Annotated in this window: 20 protein-coding genes, 1 pseudogene and 2 riboswitches; of the genes and pseudogenes, 7 read left to right on the forward strand and 14 right to left on the reverse strand. The window is 70.0% G+C overall.

Features of this window, described 5'->3' with window-relative positions; genetic code table 11:
• Positions 1–68: 68 nt before the first annotated feature.
• From ACNFOC_RS01855 to ACNFOC_RS01870, 4 genes are all read right to left on the reverse strand, one after another.
• Entirely contained in the window at positions 69–1,025 is a 957-nt protein-coding gene (locus ACNFOC_RS01855; protein WP_416955879.1) for a GlxA family transcriptional regulator, read from the reverse strand.
• A 61-nt stretch (positions 1,026–1,086) separates the two neighbouring features.
• Complete coding sequence (locus ACNFOC_RS01860) at positions 1,087–1,464, reverse strand: hypothetical protein (protein ID WP_033281017.1); 378 nt, start codon at positions 1,462–1,464, stop codon at positions 1,087–1,089.
• Positions 1,464–1,700, reverse strand: a complete 237-nt coding sequence (locus ACNFOC_RS01865; protein WP_405995941.1) for a hypothetical protein — start codon at positions 1,698–1,700, stop codon at positions 1,464–1,466. The genes ACNFOC_RS01860 and ACNFOC_RS01865 overlap by 1 nt, the downstream gene beginning before the upstream one ends.
• 13 nt (positions 1,701–1,713) lie before the next feature.
• Positions 1,714–2,223: a winged helix-turn-helix transcriptional regulator gene (locus ACNFOC_RS01870; RefSeq protein WP_521984383.1), complete on the reverse strand. Its 510-nt coding sequence runs from the start codon at positions 2,221–2,223 to the stop codon at positions 1,714–1,716.
• Between the two features lie 116 nt (positions 2,224–2,339).
• Between ACNFOC_RS01870 and ACNFOC_RS01875 the strand changes: the two genes are divergently transcribed.
• Both ACNFOC_RS01875 and ACNFOC_RS01880 read left to right on the forward strand, forming a co-directional pair.
• On the forward strand, positions 2,340–2,699 hold the full coding sequence (locus tag ACNFOC_RS01875; RefSeq protein WP_416955884.1) for a nuclear transport factor 2 family protein: 360 nt from the start codon (positions 2,340–2,342) through the stop codon (positions 2,697–2,699).
• 55 nt (positions 2,700–2,754) lie between these two features.
• A complete protein-coding gene (locus ACNFOC_RS01880) occupies positions 2,755–3,534 on the forward strand; it encodes an SDR family NAD(P)-dependent oxidoreductase (RefSeq protein ID WP_416955886.1) in 780 nt (259 codons plus the stop codon).
• 49 nt (positions 3,535–3,583) lie between these two features.
• On the opposite strand, the gene ACNFOC_RS01885 is transcribed toward ACNFOC_RS01880, so the two are convergent.
• The 3 genes from ACNFOC_RS01885 to ACNFOC_RS01895 are packed head-to-tail and all read right to left on the reverse strand — an operon-like array spanning position 3,584 to position 6,476.
• Positions 3,584–4,402, reverse strand: a complete 819-nt coding sequence (locus tag ACNFOC_RS01885) for an ABC transporter ATP-binding protein (protein ID WP_416955888.1) — start codon at positions 4,400–4,402, stop codon at positions 3,584–3,586.
• On the reverse strand, positions 4,399–5,412 hold the full coding sequence (locus ACNFOC_RS01890) for a FecCD family ABC transporter permease (protein ID WP_416955890.1): 1,014 nt from the start codon (positions 5,410–5,412) through the stop codon (positions 4,399–4,401). Before ACNFOC_RS01890 ends, ACNFOC_RS01885 begins: the two co-directional genes overlap by 4 nt.
• Complete coding sequence (locus ACNFOC_RS01895; RefSeq protein ID WP_416955892.1) at positions 5,409–6,476, reverse strand: ABC transporter substrate-binding protein; 1,068 nt, start codon at positions 6,474–6,476, stop codon at positions 5,409–5,411. The genes ACNFOC_RS01890 and ACNFOC_RS01895 overlap by 4 nt, the downstream gene beginning before the upstream one ends.
• A 54-nt stretch (positions 6,477–6,530) precedes the next feature.
• Positions 6,531–6,743: riboswitch (cobalamin riboswitch) on the reverse strand.
• A 240-nt stretch (positions 6,744–6,983) separates the two neighbouring features.
• Between ACNFOC_RS01895 and ACNFOC_RS01900 the strand changes: the two genes are divergently transcribed.
• A complete protein-coding gene (locus tag ACNFOC_RS01900; protein WP_416955894.1) occupies positions 6,984–7,826 on the forward strand; it encodes a universal stress protein in 843 nt (280 codons plus the stop codon).
• A 27-nt stretch (positions 7,827–7,853) separates the two neighbouring features.
• Positions 7,854–7,985: pseudogene (locus ACNFOC_RS01905) on the forward strand (SAM-dependent methyltransferase); the annotation flags it as partial.
• A 104-nt stretch (positions 7,986–8,089) separates the two neighbouring features.
• Here ACNFOC_RS01905 and ACNFOC_RS01910 read toward each other — a convergent pair.
• The 4 genes from ACNFOC_RS01910 to ACNFOC_RS01925 form a co-directional block, all read right to left on the reverse strand.
• Positions 8,090–8,956, reverse strand: a complete 867-nt coding sequence (locus ACNFOC_RS01910; RefSeq protein WP_416955896.1) for a CbtA family protein — start codon at positions 8,954–8,956, stop codon at positions 8,090–8,092.
• A 36-nt stretch (positions 8,957–8,992) separates the two neighbouring features.
• Entirely contained in the window at positions 8,993–9,208 is a 216-nt protein-coding gene (locus tag ACNFOC_RS01915) for a CbtB domain-containing protein (protein WP_234475736.1), read from the reverse strand.
• Between the two features lie 57 nt (positions 9,209–9,265).
• A riboswitch (cobalamin riboswitch) is annotated at positions 9,266–9,339 on the reverse strand.
• Between the two features lie 124 nt (positions 9,340–9,463).
• On the reverse strand, positions 9,464–9,808 hold the full coding sequence (locus tag ACNFOC_RS01920) for a hypothetical protein (RefSeq protein WP_416955898.1): 345 nt from the start codon (positions 9,806–9,808) through the stop codon (positions 9,464–9,466).
• A gap of 72 nt (positions 9,809–9,880) precedes the next feature.
• Positions 9,881–10,207 (reverse strand): plasmid stabilization protein, encoded by a 327-nt coding sequence (locus ACNFOC_RS01925; RefSeq protein WP_416955900.1) that lies wholly within the window; start codon positions 10,205–10,207, stop codon positions 9,881–9,883.
• A gap of 336 nt (positions 10,208–10,543) precedes the next feature.
• Between ACNFOC_RS01925 and ACNFOC_RS01930 the strand changes: the two genes are divergently transcribed.
• Positions 10,544–11,704 carry a hypothetical protein gene (locus ACNFOC_RS01930; protein WP_416955902.1) on the forward strand — a complete coding sequence of 387 codons (1,161 nt, stop codon included), beginning with the start codon at positions 10,544–10,546 and terminating at the stop codon, positions 11,702–11,704.
• 12 nt (positions 11,705–11,716) lie between these two features.
• On the opposite strand, the gene ACNFOC_RS01935 is transcribed toward ACNFOC_RS01930, so the two are convergent.
• Together ACNFOC_RS01935 and ACNFOC_RS01940 are read right to left on the reverse strand one after the other, a co-directional pair.
• Entirely contained in the window at positions 11,717–12,535 is an 819-nt protein-coding gene (locus ACNFOC_RS01935; RefSeq protein WP_416955904.1) for a hypothetical protein, read from the reverse strand.
• A 133-nt stretch (positions 12,536–12,668) separates the two neighbouring features.
• Positions 12,669–13,493: a DUF427 domain-containing protein gene (locus ACNFOC_RS01940; protein ID WP_416955906.1), complete on the reverse strand. Its 825-nt coding sequence runs from the start codon at positions 13,491–13,493 to the stop codon at positions 12,669–12,671.
• Between the two features lie 255 nt (positions 13,494–13,748).
• Between ACNFOC_RS01940 and ACNFOC_RS01945 the strand changes: the two genes are divergently transcribed.
• On the forward strand, positions 13,749–14,237 hold the full coding sequence (locus ACNFOC_RS01945; RefSeq protein ID WP_416955908.1) for a beta-class carbonic anhydrase: 489 nt from the start codon (positions 13,749–13,751) through the stop codon (positions 14,235–14,237).
• Positions 14,238–14,277: 40 nt separating this feature from the next.
• Here the strand turns inward: ACNFOC_RS01945 and ACNFOC_RS01950 are convergent, their stop codons facing one another.
• Entirely contained in the window at positions 14,278–14,679 is a 402-nt protein-coding gene (locus ACNFOC_RS01950; protein ID WP_416955909.1) for a peptidoglycan-binding domain-containing protein, read from the reverse strand.
• 185 nt (positions 14,680–14,864) lie between these two features.
• Here ACNFOC_RS01950 and ACNFOC_RS01955 point away from each other — a divergent pair, with 185 nt between their 5' ends.
• Positions 14,865–15,806: an ArsR/SmtB family transcription factor gene (locus ACNFOC_RS01955; protein ID WP_416955912.1), complete on the forward strand. Its 942-nt coding sequence runs from the start codon at positions 14,865–14,867 to the stop codon at positions 15,804–15,806.
• Positions 15,807–15,808 lie beyond the last annotated feature (2 nt).

Here is a 15,808-nt window from a genome sequence, read left to right on the forward strand (position 1 = left end):
CCGACGCGGACAGTGGCGCGATCGCCATGGTTCAAAAGGATTTCGCCACACCGTGGGACAGGGCCGGGCTACTCCCCCCGCGCGAAGGTCCGCCGGTACTCGCTCGGTGTCGTACCGAGAAGACGGTGGAAGTGCAGCCGGAGATTCGCGCCGGTGCCGAGACCGACGTCTGCGGCGATCTGCTCGACGTTGCGCTCGGACCGTTCGAGCAGTTCGCGGGCCATGTCGATGCGGGCGCGCATGACCCACTGCATCGGCGTGTAGCCGGTCTCGTCGACGAAGCGCCGCGAGAAGGTGCGCGGTGACACCGCCGCCTGCCGGGCCAGCGTCTCCAGGGTGAGGGGTTCGCCGAGCCGGTGCAGCGCCCACTCACGGGTCGCGGCGAACCGTTCGCCGAGCGGCTCGGGCACGCTGCGCGGCACGTACTGCGCCTGACCGCCGCTGCGGTAAGGGGCCGCGACCAGGCGCCGGGCCGCGTGGTTGGACGCGGCCACCCCGAGGTCGCCGCGCAGGACGTGCAGGCACAGGTCGATCCCCGACGCCGCGCCCGCCGAGGTCAGCACGCTGCCCTCGTCGACGAACAGGACGTTCTCGTCGACCTGGACGAGCGGATACTTCGTCGCAAGCGCCCGCGTGTAGTGCCAGTGCGTCGTGGCGCGCCTGCCGTCGAGCAGTCCCGTGGCGGCGAGCGCGAAGGCACCGGTCGAGATCGCGGCGAGCCGCGCACCCCGGTCGTGCGCGGCGATCAGCGCGTCCAGGACACCCTGCGGCGGGTCCTCCCGGTCCGGGAACCGATAGCCGGGCAGGAACACGATGTCGGCCCAGGTCAGCGCGTCGAGACCGTCGGCGACGTGGTACGACAGCCCGTCTCCCCCGGTCACCAGCCCGGGCGCCGCACCGCACAACCGCACCTCGTACGGCATGCTCGCCCGCGTCGTGAACACCTGCGCGGGGATGCCGACGTCGAGCGGCTTGGCGCCTTCGAGGACGAGGACGGCGACGCGACGCAGACGGGCGGTGGACACGGGGACAGCCTACGCAGGGCTGTCCCCGGACGTTGACGGAGCCGTACCGGGTCGGCGCGGGTCAGACCTTCCAGGAACGCAGCTGGTCGGCGACCGCGAGGACCCCGACACGTGTGTCCCGGATCTTGCGGACGAGGTCGGAGAGGGCGCCGTAGGGCGGGTCGATGCCTTCGCCGGACTGGCCCATGTACTGGGCGGCGACGAACGCGGCGTAGAGGCTGTTGCGGTGCGGCAGCGGCTCCAGGCGCACGATGGTGTGCATGAGCGCGGCCGCCCGCCAGGCGGCGTCCGGGTCGGCCGCGGCGAGCGTCGGCAGCTTGGTCTTGTGACGCGATACGGCGGCCACGAGCGCGGAGTAGTCGGAGACCGACATGTCCTCGCGGCCGAGGGCGGCCTCCTGGACGTCGAGCAGCCAGGAGACGTCGATGTACAGGTGCATCAGGCGGCCGCGGCCCCGTCACGCTCGGAGGGCGGCACCTCGTCGGGAAAGGCGTCGTCGAACTCGCCGCGCAGCCGCTCGGCCCACACGGACGCGCCCGTGACGAACTGACCGCGCTGCATCTCACGGACACCGAGGTCGTGCAGATACTGCTTGAGGCTCTTCCCCTCGGCGGCGGCGGCCGCGCGCACTCCTTCGAGTTCCTCTTCGGTGAAGGACACATTCAGCGATGGCATGCCGCGATGGTACCTAGTTGGTGCCGCCGGTGCGAGAGCCTCGCCCCGCATAGCGGTCACGCATGACGTCGCCGGCCGCTGGTCCGGCCGTGAAGACGTACGTGTCGCTGTCGTCGAGTCGGCGGCCGGTCCTGGCGTCGACGACGACGGGCTCGACCTCCTGGCCGCTCTCCGCGTCGACGAGGATCATGCTGCGCTCCTCCGGCGCGAGGCGGGAGTTGCCCCACGCGGCCAGGGCGACGATCACCGGCCGGAGGGAGTGCCCGAGTCCGGTCAGTACGTACTCGTGGCGGACGGGGTTGGCCTGGTAGGGCCTGCGCTCCAGCAGCCCGTCCTCGACGAGGGTCTTCAGCCGGGTGGTGAGCATGCTGGAGGAGATGCCCAGGTTCTCCTGGAACTGGTCGAAGCGGCTGTAGCCGTCGAAGGCGTCATGGAGGATCAGCAGCGTCCACCACTCGCCGACGTGCTGCACCGTCGTGGACAGCGGGCACTCCCGGTCCTCCAGCCTGATCCGGCTCGCCACGGCGACCATCCCCTCAGTTACCACCAATACAGTTACTGCTAAAGTCGAAGTCAGTAGCTTCTATTTTAGCAGTAACCCCTCCACCCTCCGAACTCGCCAGCACAGTAAGGAGCGTCATGCACGACGACCGGTTCCAGGACATCGCCCCGACCACCCTGCCCCCGGCGATCACCCGCTACCTGAACGCACACCGGGCCCACGACACCGCCTCCGCCGTCACCGCGTTCACCCACGACGCCGTGGTGATCGACGACGGAAACACCTACGAGGGCATCACGGCGATCGAGCGGTGGCTGGGGCGAGCCGCTTCCGAATTCACGTACACCACCAGCCTCACGGGCGCCCAGCAGGCCGACGCGACCCACTACCTCGCCACTCAGCATCTAGAAGGCAACTTCCCCGGCGGTACGGTCGATCTCCACTACCGGTTCGCACTCCGCGACGACCTCGTCGAGCGCCTCGTCATCCAACCCTGACCACGGCCGGAACAACAGGGTCGCCGATCGGGGATCCACCTCCTAAGCTGCCGGAATGATCTCTGGCGACTACCTCTCCGAACTGTTCTCGCTCGACGGCCGGGTCGCCGTGGTGACAGGCGGCAGTTCCGGCATCGGCCGGGCCGCCGCCGGGGCGCTCGCGCGGGCGGGGGCCGAAGTGGTCGTAGTGGCACGCAAGGAGCAGGAACTGACCGCCACGGTCGACGAGTTGGTGGCGGAGGGCTGCCGGGCGGCGTGGGTGAGCGGCGATCTGGGCACCCGGGACGGCGTCCGAGCGGCGGCGGAAGCGGCAGCCGAGGCGTTCGGGGAGCCGGACATCCTCGTGAACAGCGCCGGGATCAACCTGCGCCCGCCGATGGGCGAGTTGAGCGAGGACGTGTGGGACACGACGATGGCGCTGAACCTGGAGGCGCCCTACCTCCTGGGCCAGCGCTTCGGTCCCGGCATGGCCGAGCGGGGCTTCGGCCGGATCATCCACATCACCTCCCAGCAGGCACACCGGGCGTTCGTGCAGAGCGGTGCCTACGGGGTGTCCAAAGGGGCGCTGGAGTCACTGGCCCGCTCGCAGGCCGAGGCGTGGTCGCCGCACGGCGTCACCTGCAACACCCTGGTCCCGGGTTTCGTGATGACACCGCTCAACGAACGGCTGTCGTCCGACCCGGAGAAGGTGGCGGCCCTGGCCGCGCGAACACTGGTCGGTCGCAACGGCCTTGCCGAGGACTTCGCGGGCGCGGTGGTGTTCCTGGCGAGCCGCGCCTCCGCCTATGTCACCGGGCAGTCGGTGTTCGTGGACGGTGGATTCTCCGTGCACTAGCCCGACACCGGCTGCGCATCGGCCAGTTGGAGAACCGCTTCACCCCCCTCTACGGCGCCCCGCTCCCCCGCCGCAGGAAACGGATCACAGGATGCCCGGGGTCATGGCCGACCTCCACGTCGACCCCGTAGACGTCCTTGATGAGGGCCGGCGTGAGGACGTCGGCCGGGGTGCCCTCGGCGACCGTGCGGCCGGTGTTCAGGACGATGAGGCGGTCGCAGTACATCGCGGCGAGGTTCAGGTCGTGCAGGGCGATGACGGTGGTGACCGGCAGGTCGGCGATCAGGTCGAGCAGGTCCAACTGGTGCTGGATGTCGAGGTGGTTGGTCGGTTCGTCGAGGAGGAGTTCGCGGGGTTCCTGGGCCAACGCCCGGGCGATCTGGGCGCGTTGGCGTTCGCCGCCGGAAAGGGTGTGCCAGGACTGGGCGGCGCGGTCGGTGAGTCCGGCGCGTTCCAGGGCCTCGGTGACGGCGCGGGCGTCGGCGGCCGACGCCGGTGACCAGGCACGGCGGTGCGGGACACGGCCGAGGGCGACGACCTCGCGGACGGTCAACTCGGTCTGGGTGTGGGTGTGTTGCTCGACGGTGGCGATACGGCGGGCGGTCGCGCGGCGCCCGACCTCGGGCAACGGACGGCCGTCCAGCGTGACGACTCCGGCGGAGGCGGCCAGGACGCCGGCGAGCAGCCGCAACAGGGTTGATTTTCCCGACCCGTTGGGGCCGAGGAGTCCGACGGTCTCTCCGGGCCGCAGGACGAGGGTCACGCCGTCGACGATGAGTCGGCCGTCGGTACGGCGGGTCACCCGGTCCGCGTGCAGGCCTGTGTCCGGTGCGGGAGTGCTCATGTCTTCGTCCGCCGGGGTGCTCATGTCTTCCTCCGGCCCCGGTGCAGCACGATCACGAACGCGGGTACGCCGATCAGCGACGTCACCACGCCCACCGGCACCTCCTGGGGATCGACGACGGTACGGGCGAGGGTGTCCACCCACACCAGGAAGACGGCTCCGGTCAGCGCGGTGACCGGCAGCAGTCGTACATGCCCGGAACCGGTCAACGCGCGGGTGACGTGCGGCAGGACCAGGCCGACGAAGCCGATCGCCCCGGCACAGCTGACCAGGACGGCGGTGAGGAGTGCCGTGGCGCACAGCAGGATCAGCCGGGCGCGGGCGACGTTCACGCCGAGGCCGGCCGCCGCCTCCTCGCCGAAGGCGAACGCGTCCAGGGTCGTGGCATGGCCGAGGCATACGACCAGGGCGGCGGCCAACGTGCCCGCGCACAGCAGCACTTGGCCCCAGTCCGCGCCGGAGAGCGAGCCGAGCAGCCAGAACAGCACGCCCTTGGTGGTCTCGGCGTCCGCCGAGGTCAGCACGGTGAACGAGGTCAGCGCGGAGAAGAGTTGCATGGCCGCCACGCCGGACAGCACGACCCGGTCCATGCTCGCGCCGAGGCTGTGGCTGAGCAGCATCACCAGCCCGAAGGAGAGCAGCGCGCCGGCGAAGGCGCCCGCCGACAGCGACACGGCACCACCGCCCACGCCGAGCACGACCACAGCGACCGCACCCGTGGACGCCCCGGAGGAGACGCCGAGCACGAACGGATCGGCCAGCGGATTACGCAACAGGGACTGCATGACCGCGCCGCACAGCGCGAGCCCGGCACCGCAGACTGCGGCGAGCAGCGTGCGGGGCATGCGCAGGTCCCAGACGATGCCGTCCCGGAGCGGTGCGAGCGTGCTCTCGCCGCCGCCGAGGTGGGACGCGACCGACGCCCACACGTCGGCCGTGGAGATGTCGGCGGGTCCGATGGTCACGGCGAAGGCCACGGAGACGGCCAGCGCCGCGAGCCCGCCGCCCGTCAACAGCAGGGTGCGGAGGGTCACTTGGCGAGTCCGAAGTCGCGCAGGCCGGCGGCGACCTGCTCGATCCCTTCGACGGTGCGGAAGGAGGGGTTCATCGCCTGGCCGCTGAGCAGGATGTACCGCTTCTTCCTGACGGCGGCGAGGTTGCGGGTGGCGGCGTTGGTCTCCAGGAAGTGGATCTTCGCCTTGGCGGTTTCGGCGGTCTGTGACTTGCGGGTCAGATCGCCGAGGACGATGACGTCGGGGTCGCGGTCGGCGACGGTCTCCCAGTTGATCTGGGGCCACTCGTCGTGGGTGTCGGAGAAGGCGTTCTCGGCGCCGACGGTGCGGGTGATGGCGCCGGGGGCGCCGCAGCAGCCGGCCAGGTAGGGCGACTGGGAGTTGGCGAACCAGTACATGAGGGAGGTGCCGGAGGCGTCAAGCCCGGTGGTGGCCTTAGTCACCCGCGCCTTCAACTGCGCCACGAGCTTGTCGCCGCGCTCCTTCACACCCATCGCGCGGGACAGGTCGCGTATCTCGCCGTAGACGGTGTCGAGGGTGAGCGATGTGCTGCGCGAACCGTCGCCGCCGCTGTCGTTGTCCTTGCCCGCGCAGTCGGACGGCGAGACGTACGTCGGCACGCCCAGCTTCTCGAACTGTTCGCGGGTGGCGACACCGCCCTTGCCGAGCGTCGAGACGAAGGAGGCGGTGACGAAGTCGGGTTCGGCGTCGAGGACCTTCTCGAAGGAGGGGTTGTTGTCGGCGAGACGCGGCACGGTCGCGTTCGCCTTCTCCAGCCCCTTGAGCACTGGATCGGTCCAAGTCGCCGTACCGGCGATACGGTCGGCGAGGCCGAGGGAGAGCAGGATCTCGGTGGTGCCCTGGTTGAGGGAGACGACCCGCTTCGGGGCCGACTTCAACGTGACCTTGTTCCCGCAGTCGGTGAGGGTGAGCGGGAATCCCGCGGCGGACTTCTCCGTCTCGCCTTCGGCGCTGTCGCCGTCGGATCCGCCGCACGCGGTGAGCAGCAAGGCGGGCGCGATGAGGAGGGCCGCGGTACGGCGGCGCAGCGGGACGGGGACGGGGGCGGTGCGGATCACGGGCATGCCTTGCCTGTCGGGGCTCGAACGCGGAGCCTGGCCTACGAACTCCCCCTCGCCGAGGGCGAGAAGGCGCCAGCAGGTCTTCGGACTCGGGTTCGTCCGGACGGGGCGCCTTCCCGGCGCGTCACACACCGGCTCCTTCGGCCGGCCCGTGTCGCCCCAGTGGCGTCGAGTGCCCCGCCCGTCCCCCTCACCGCTGCGCGTCAGTTCCGGATTCCCACCGGATTCCCTGGCCTCGGTTGTGGCACGACTGGCCCGCACAACGTATCAAGATCGACCGTCGACTCCCGCCGCGGGGTACGGGACGAAGGTACGGCTGTGCTGGTGCTTCCCTGTACTGGTGCCGCTGCACTGGTCGATCCGGTGCGGTGCCGCGCCGCGTCCCACGAAGCCCAACACCCTCGGCGTGGAACGCCGACTTTCGTCCGGTTCCGTCCAGCCTCTGTCCGGCACGCCCGGCGCGGCGGATCGTGGGACGCCCCAACTCGTCCGCACGGAGGTCCAACGGCCATGTCCCAACTGATCGTTGCCGGTGTCGACGGTTCCGCGGACAGTCGCGTCGCGGCCGACTGGGCAGCCACGGAAGCGGAGTTGCGCGGACTGCCCCTGCGGGTCGTACACGTCTCGACACTCCCCGACGAGCAACTCCTCACCACATGGCCCTACTTCCGCGAGCCCTCTCCCGACGCCCTGGTCACGTCACTCACGGAGGACCGCCCCGGGCTGCGGGCCGAGGGGCTCGACCTCACCGGAGCGGTCGTGCCGACGCTGCTTCCCCTCACCGCCCAGGCCGACTGCACGGTCCTCGGCCTGCGCGGTACGGGCGGTTTCGCGGGCCTGGCCCTCGGTTCCGTCGCTCACGGGGTCGCCGAGCGCTCCGAGGGGCCGGTGGTGCTGGTGCCGAGCGGGTCGGTCCGCGGCCACCGTGGGCGGTCGCCGTACGGCGTGACGCTCGGCGTCGATGGCGGCGAACCGCCCGGCGCCGTCGCCGACTTCGCCTTCGACTCCGCTCGCCGACGCGATACCGGCCTGCACGTCGTACACGCCTGGCGACTGCCCTCCCCCGCCGAACGCTGGATGCCGTACGCGCTGCCGGAGGAGGACCGAGGGCGCTGGGAGGACCAGGAGACACAACGCTTCTCGGACGCGCTGCGGCCATGGCGGGAGAAGTATCCGCAGGTGCCTGTCTACGAGGATCTCCGTCTCCGGAGCCCTGCGGCCGCCCTGGTCCAGGCGTCGGCCTCGGCGGAACTGCTGGTGATCGGCCGCGCGGGTCACACACTCGGCCCCACCCTGCACGCCGTACTGGAACACACCGCGTGCCCGGTGGCCGTAGTCCCGCACCACGTATGAGAACAGCTCTGCCCGTTGCGTTGCTACATGGCGCTTTCCCACGCGCCGGGAGACTTCGATCCGGAGACCTGGGAGCGGGTCGTCGAGGTCTACCGCAGGGGCGGCACATCCGCCCAGGTACGGTCACACGCTGAATTCACCAGTTCCTTCGAGGGACTTGAGCTTGTCGCCCCCGGCAGAGAACTCGCGGCGCGCCGGCACCCCGAGCGCGGTGATCGCATCGATCACCGCGCTCGCCGTAGAAGAAGAGGTGGTAGAGCCCGTTACGCCGGGACGGGGTCCGGCTCCTGTGACGGCGTACTGGCGTCCGGGCGTGCCGGGTTGAGGAGGCGTTCGGCGAGGGGGGCGAAGATCAGGCCGAGGGCCGTCCAGAGGATGAGCTGCGCGGCGACCGAGTAGAAGCGGAAGGTGAACAGCACGTCGGCGGGGAAGCCCGGGTAGACGATGGTGCCCTTGGAGTCCTTCAGCGGCAGTGGTGTCTCGGTGGCCTGGTTACCGAAGTTGGCCTTGTTGTACGAGAGATGGCCGAGCTGCGGCAGGAGCAGCATGACGATCCCGATCGCGACGACGAACGCGGCGCCGGCCAGGAGGGTCGCGTTCCAGTTGCCGAAGCGTGCCTGGAGGTGCTTGCCCAGGTAGACGGCTCCCGCGAGGAAGGCGACCGAGCACACGATCATGATCAGGTACAGGGCGCTGCGCTGCTGGATGGTCTCTTCGTGACCGATCGCGGGCGGGTTGGCCGGGTACTTGAGGAACGGCACCAGGTACATGCCGAGGAACCCGCCGCCGGCGACGAGGAGTGCCAGGTTGCGTGCCCGCAGTCCGCCGGTGCGGCCCAGGCAGACGGCGTAGGCGACGGCGAACAGGGCGCCCATCGCCATGCCGAAGAGGATCATGCCGGCGCCGATGCCGACGTTGGCCTGGATGGTGCGGCTGAACAGTTCATGTTCGTGGCCGTCGACGGGCAGGCCGGCCGCCTTGTCCAGGGCGTTCTGCGCGGCGTCACGGCCGCTCTCGTAGTCGATGGCCTTGGCGATCTGTGGCTCGGCGAAGATGCGCGCGAACACGAAGGCGAGCAGGCCCGCGACCGCGCCGGCGAGTACGCCGCGCAGTATGAGCTTCTTTTCCATGTCGAGTTGTCCGTACGTCCGGGTGCCGGCGGAGGGTCAGTGGCAGGGGAAGCCGAGGAAGTGGCGGGCGTCGTGGACGAACTCGTGGACGTGCATGTCGTTGCCGAACACCGACACGGCGCCCTGGTCGACACCGATGAAGTAGTAGACGGCCAGGGCGATCAGCGCGGTGCCGACCAGCCAGACGATCGACTTCGAGACCGGCAGGACAACCGGTGTGGACACCGGACGGGATGTGGAAACGCTGCTCAAGGTGAGCCCTCCTTCGGGATCGTGCGTCCCTTGCGTGTACGGGCGAGTGAAGGTTCAGTGTCTGACTCGCCCTCCACCTTCCGGCGGCGGGCTCACAGTGGCGCGACCGTGCTGGAATTTCACCAGCTTCCTTATGCCATCACTACAGGGGGAGAGTACGGCGCGTCTCTCCGGGCCGTCAATCAGGCCCGTTCCCCGTACGGCTCCTGACAAAGCCGTGTGCGGGCGGGGAGTTGCGTGCCGGTGCCCCTCCCGTCACCGCTTCGTCGTGAGCCTCAGGTCGACCTCCTGTTCCTGGTCTCCCGACGCCGTGCCCCGCTCGTCCACGGCGAACGCGACGCTCAGCGCCTCACGAAGCTGGTCCACGGCGACGTAGCCGCCCTGGAGCGTGGCGGAGACCGAGCCCTCCAGCGGGATGGGGTCGGTCGGGATCCATTCCTGTGTCGGCTCGAACTCCGCGGTCCATACGGCGGCGCGGTCGCCCGGCTGTTCCCGGGGCACGTCGTCGGAGGGCCGGTCGGTGGGGAACGCCGTCCGCAGGACGCCGAAGACGGTGGCTGCGTCCTCCTTGGACGCTCCGGTGAGGGACACGGTGGCCATCGGGGGTCACTCTCCTTGGGTTCGTTGAGCAGGACGACCTGGGTTCTTCGAGCAGGGCGACGGTCGGACGGGTCAGTAGCCGAGAGCCTTGGCCAGTTGCTGCTTGTTCATCGACGAACGGCCGTCGACACCGCGCTTCTTCGCCTCCGCGTAGAGCTGGTCCTTCGTCGGCCCCTGCGCTCCGCTGTGAGAGCGCTCACCGCCGCGCTGCGGGGCGGACTTCGGGTCCCGGGTGGACGTCCTGCTCGCGGTCGCGGACTCACCGGCGCGGGCGCGCTCCTTGTTCACGGTGCGCGCGGCGATCTCCTTCGCCCGGCGCTCGGAGACACCTCGTTTCTCGGCAGCTTCCTTGATGTGCTCGTACTGACGCTCACGCTTCGCGCTGGAACCTCGCGGCACGACGCTCACCTTCCTTTCGACGCGGGTGTGGCCCGGCTCGGCCGTACCCGACCCGTTTTCCGACGGTTTCCCAGGTACCCGGCGTCCGCCGCTTCTCACGCGGCCCCCGCAACGCGTCGCTTCCATCTGACGCACGGCCCGCGCGCGGTGCGAGCAGGCGGCCACCGAACGGATGAGCGTGCGGGCCGCCGTGACGGCACGGGCGGCGGGCCGGGGTCACACGGGTGGCGTACTCGCGTGGCGTGGTGGCGGGCGGACGCCTAGTAATGGACGGGATCAGCTTGTTCATCGCGCTTCGGGGGGCGATAGCAGCATCACCTCTTCATGGAGCCGAGCATGACCACCCGCTCTTTCTCGCCCAGCCCGGACCAACCCGAGATACCTCACGGCATCGCGGCCCACCCGCTCGCGCCCTCCGACGGAGGACCGGGCGACGGTTCGCCGCCGACGTCACGTCCGTCGCAAGAGAGCCCCGTCCAGACCGGCCCCGAGGGCGAGAACGTCGATCCGATGCACCGTCTGGTGCATGCCGCCGTCGCCGACCGGCCGCTCGACGAGGTCCTCCAGCTCATCACCTTGCTGGAGCAGTCGCCGAAGTACGCGCAGGCCACCGTCGACGCCCTGCGGGCGGTCGGAGTGGACCGGTCCGTGGAGGACGTCACGCGCCTGGTGACGCTGCTGACCCAGCCGCCGCGCAACCCCGACTGCGCCGACGAGGCGATCCGCGCGGCCGCCGAACGCCGGCCCGTGGAGGAGGTCACCCGGCTGATGGCCCTGCTTCAGCAGGCTCCGCTGGAGCCGCACTGCGGCGAGGAGGCGGTACGGGCCGCGGCCGGCAGGCCCGTCGGGGAACTCGTCCAGTTGATCGGCCGCCTGGCCGAGGAACAGGACGCGTCGGCCCGGGTCTCGCGACCGGCGGCGGGGCGGTCCACGGCTCCGCTGTACGAGCCGCCCGGACCGGCCCCCGCGGACACCCACGATCCAGAACGCGCGGGCGACCGTCCCGCCGCTCGTCAGCGCCGGCCACGACGTCCGCGTACGGCGGCGCACCGCACCACTCCCCCGGTCTGGCCGAGGCTGATCGCGGCAGCGGCGCTCGTGCTGTGCGGGCTGGCGTACTTCCCGCTGCACCGTGACGGAGCGTCCGGCACCGCCTTCGGGTTCGCGCTCGGTGTCTCGGTCCTGTGCGTCCTGCTGGCACCGGCGCTGGTCCTCCACGGCGGTCTGTTCGTGCTCGCCGTGTCCATGGTGGTGCCGGCCGCGCTGGCCGCCCTCCAGTTGTTCGACGGGCGGTTCCACTCCACGCGGCTCTCCCAGGCGTTGCGGATCACTGCCGCACCGCCCTGGCTCGCGGGGCTGATGGCCGTACTCGCCGCACTGACGGCTCTCACGGCGCTGCTCGCGCTGCTCGCCTCGCGGCGGTTCGGCCGGCAGCTGGACCTTCCCGGCCATCCCGATCAGCGGGCGCTGGCCGACGCGAACCAGACGCCTCAGTAGGGTCCGGCCCGCTCAACGAGGGGTGGCGCCGGAGCTGTTCACGGCGTCACCGCTCGCGGACGGCACGCTCGACGCCGAGGCCGCGGGGCTGGAGGCGGCGCTGTGGCTCGGTTCGGCACCGGAGCTGGGGCTGGTCTCCGGCTCCTCGCTCGTGGACGGTGAGGCGGTGCCGCCCGAGTACGACCCCGTGCCGCCGGACGTGAGCGGTGTGGGTGTCGGGCTCTGTGCGGGAGCGCTCTTTCCGGCCGAACCGCCGCCCAGCGACGTCCCGTTGCCGGACTCGTTCCTGACCGCGGCCGCTATCGGCTTGCCCATGACGAGTTCGCCCGCGGTCACCGCGACCATCGCCAGGGCGAACACCAGGCCGGTCGCCAGGGCGAACTTCTTCCAGCCGATGGACTTCCATAAGGATCCGGTGCGGGCCGTGCGATACGTGGTCACCGACTCGTCGTCGGAGGAGGTCCCGGAGACGGCGTCGGACGGTGTCGCGGCACTGGCCGAGGTGTCGTCCGGTAACGCGAACGCCGCCCGGGCGTCCGCGCGTTGCATGGCCCGCTCCTCACTCGGCGTCAGCGCCATCGCCACCGACGGCACCCTTCTGCGGATCCCCTCTCCCGTCCGCCGGAAGGCGTGCTGGAAGACCGCCGCACCGGTGGTGGCGCTGGTACTGACCACGGCGGCGCCGATGATCGTCCCGGTCACTCCCAGCAGGGACGCGAGCACCGCGCCCACCACGGTGGCAAGCGCACTCGCCACCACCTGCACAGCGGTCAGATCGAGCACCTTGCGCTTCGGCGCCTGCTTCTTCTCTTCCTTTTTGTGACTCTCCATCAATGACCTTCAACATCCTTTGACAGTTCCGGAGCACGACAGCCGTCGAAGAGGCATGTGCAAGGTGTCGACTGCCCTGTTGGCGGTGTTTCACCTCAACTCGACGCAACAGGGCTGGACTTCACCGGTACCGTCACTCCGGCGGCTGCTCCGAGAGCGTCTCGGTGAACGGTGTGACGGGGCGCCCCTGGGCTTCGCCGTCCACGAAGATGTCGACCGCCTCGTTGTAGAAGGCGAGGAGGTCCTTGACGGCGCCGACGGCCGGCAGCGGCTCCGGATAGCTCCAGACGATGTTCGGCGGGACAGCGGGAACGCCGGCCCCGCCCTGCCACGACCAGTAGGTGGCGGTGCCCTTGTAGGGGCATCCGGTGCTGTGGTCGGTGGGCTCGAACAGGTCCAGGCGGACGTCCTCGCGCGGGATGTAGTACCGGGTCGGCAGGCCGGTCTCGAAGAGCAGGACCGGGCGATGGGTGTCGGCGACGACCGTGCCGTCGATCTCGACCGTGACGTGGCGGCTGCTGGGGATGGCGTCCACTCGTTTGTGCGGGTCACGGGGGTGGATGAAGATCTCTTCCTCCTCCTCGTACCAGTGGTCCAGGCCCCGGCCGACCCGCCGGAACCACTCGAAGGCGATGTGCCCGGCCAGGTCGTCGGCGGGGTAGGTCCAAGCCGCGTTCTCCACCGGCTCGCCGTCGATCTCGAGGTCGTAGAAGACGCGTGATCCGGTGTGTGTGCCGGTCGGGGGGTTCTTCGCCGGGCGGAGGAGGTCCTCGCGGACCTCGTCGTGCGGGAAGGCGTACAGCGGTACGGGTACGTCCGGCTCCCACACGAGGACGGGGTGCCTGCTGTCCACGACGGTGGTGTCGCCCTTGCGGCCGCGTACCCAGCGCCGGCTCGGCTCCCACAGGAGGCCTTCGGGGGTGGTCCTGACGTCGCGTGCGGTGGGGAAGGTGCTCATGACCTTTGCTCCTTGCTCCGTGTTCCGTGTTCCGTAGGGGGTGAGGTGGACCGGGTGGCCGATGCGGCCGGCCGTTGCTTGCCAGTGTCCGGTGGTGGAGGGTTCACTGGTCGGGTGCAGACCTCCGCCACCACGCTGACAGGCTTCCGGCCCTCGCGTCGTGTCCACGTCTTCGACGTGTTCTGTTGCCGTGCGCCGTCCCCGACCCGCGCACCGCACTCCTGAGAACAGAACACACGAGAAGCGAGGTCCACCATGTCCGTGACCGATGAACTGCTGGCCAACAACGCCCGTTACGCCGAGACCTTCGACGGGCCGCTCCCCCTTCCGCCCGCCAAGCAACTCGCCGTCGTGGCCTGCATGGACGCCCGGCTCAACGTGTACGCGATCCTCGGCCTGAACGAGGGTGAGGCACACGTCATCCGCAACGCGGGCGGTGTCGTCACCCAGGACGAGATCCGCTCGCTCGCCATCAGCCAACGGCTCCTGGGGACCGAGGAGATCATCCTCATCCACCACACGGACTGCGGGATGCCGACCTTCACGGACGACGGTTTCAAGGCCGCCGTCGAGGAAGACACCGGTATCCGCCCGCCCTGGGCGGAGGAGGCCTTCGGCGATGTGGACACCGACGTACGGCAGTCGATCGCCCGCATCAAGGCCGACCCCTTCGTCGTCCACAAGGACCGCATCAGGGGTTTCGTCTTCGACGTCGCCACCGGGAAGCTGCACGAAGTCGGCTGACCGCGGGCGAGCCCGGCCCCCACCCCCCGGCCGCCGTACGTCAGGGAGTCGGGCACCCGTCGGCGGAACGCAGCGCGCTCCATGTGCGGGGGCCGACGATTCCGTCGGGATCGAGGGGAATGGCGCAGCCTCGGAGGTTGTCCCAGGACTGGAACGCGCGTACGTCCAGGTAGACGTTGTTTCCGTAGCGGGCGTCCGTGCCCGCCCCGACCCAGCCGCGCAGCGCCAGAAGGCACTGCACCTCGCGCACCCGGGCCCCCGTGTCTCCCCTGCGGGTGAGCGCCTCACCGCTGTAACGCCCGCACGACACCGGGGAGTTCGGCGCGGTGGGCACCGTGGTGGAGGCCCAGCCGGTCGCGTCCGGCCCGGTGCCGTTGACGTGGAGTCCCGCGACGATGAACGCGGCCGTGACGCTTGCCGCCACTTGCGTCCTGAAAGACATCCTTCTTCCCCCTGTTCAACATTCCGTTTAATACGGCTGAGATAAAGCTGTCAGCGGCACACGCGCCGGGCTACACTTTTAAGCGGTGCCTTAACAGTGACTCAGTGAAGTGCCACTAAGCACCGAGGGGGGTGAATACCGCGCTCCGCATTCATTTCACGGACGCCGATCTAGTCCGGACCAAGATGGCCACTGTGCCCGATCCACTGTGGGACATCGCACTCAGCCTGCACCGTCTCCAAGCGTCGGAAGGGCGCTGGGCGTACGCCAGTTGGTTCCGCGACGCGCAAAAGCGCCTGATCGACAAAAACCTCGACCGATTGGTCACAGAACTTCTGCTGCCTCTTTTCCCGAGCACCTACTACCCCGACTTCTTGAATCCCTCGGAAGCACAAGCCGGACTGTCCGCAGGAATTGAAGCAATCGTCGAAACATCACCCGCGCGAATACAGGAAGAGGTCCGACGCTTCGCCGCGCAGGCGGCCGCCCCGGCGTGGGCACCGCGCCTCGCCGAACGCGGGATGCGCGAGGTCGTGGCGGAAGGCCTGCGCCAGTACTACTACACGGCCATCGCGCCCTACCACGACTACTCCCGCACATGCCTGGACGCCGAGCGCGCGACCCTGGGCCAGACCATGCTGCACGGCGGCCCCGACGGACTGCTGGCCAGCCTCGGGCCGCACATGCGATGGGTTCCGCCCGTCCTGTACGTGACGTATCCGGTCGAGGACCGCGACCTGTGGCTGGGCGGGCGGGGGCTGCTGCTGGTGCCGTCCTACTTCTGCTGGGGCGCGCCCGTCGCCCAGGGCGACCCGACCCTGCCTCAGGTGCTGGTCTACTCCCCGCACCGGGAGACCCTGGACTCCCCGGGCCTGTTCTCCTCGACCGCGCCGCTCACCGCCCTGTTGGGCCGCACCCGCGCCCTGATCCTGCGGGTCACCGCGGGCGGGGCCACGACCGGCGAACTGGCCCGCGCCGCCGGTGTCTCCGCGCCTGCGGCGAGTCAGCACACCGCGGCGCTCCGGAACGCGGGGCTGATCAGCAGCCACCGCCGCGGCCCCAAGGTCGTACACACCATCACGCCCCTGGGATCGGCTCTGCTGCACGGACCGGACCAGGCCGCGTAGCC

It is taken from the genome of Streptomyces colwelliae, from assembly GCF_048158785.1.
Taxonomy (GTDB): domain Bacteria; phylum Actinomycetota; class Actinomycetes; order Streptomycetales; family Streptomycetaceae; genus Streptomyces.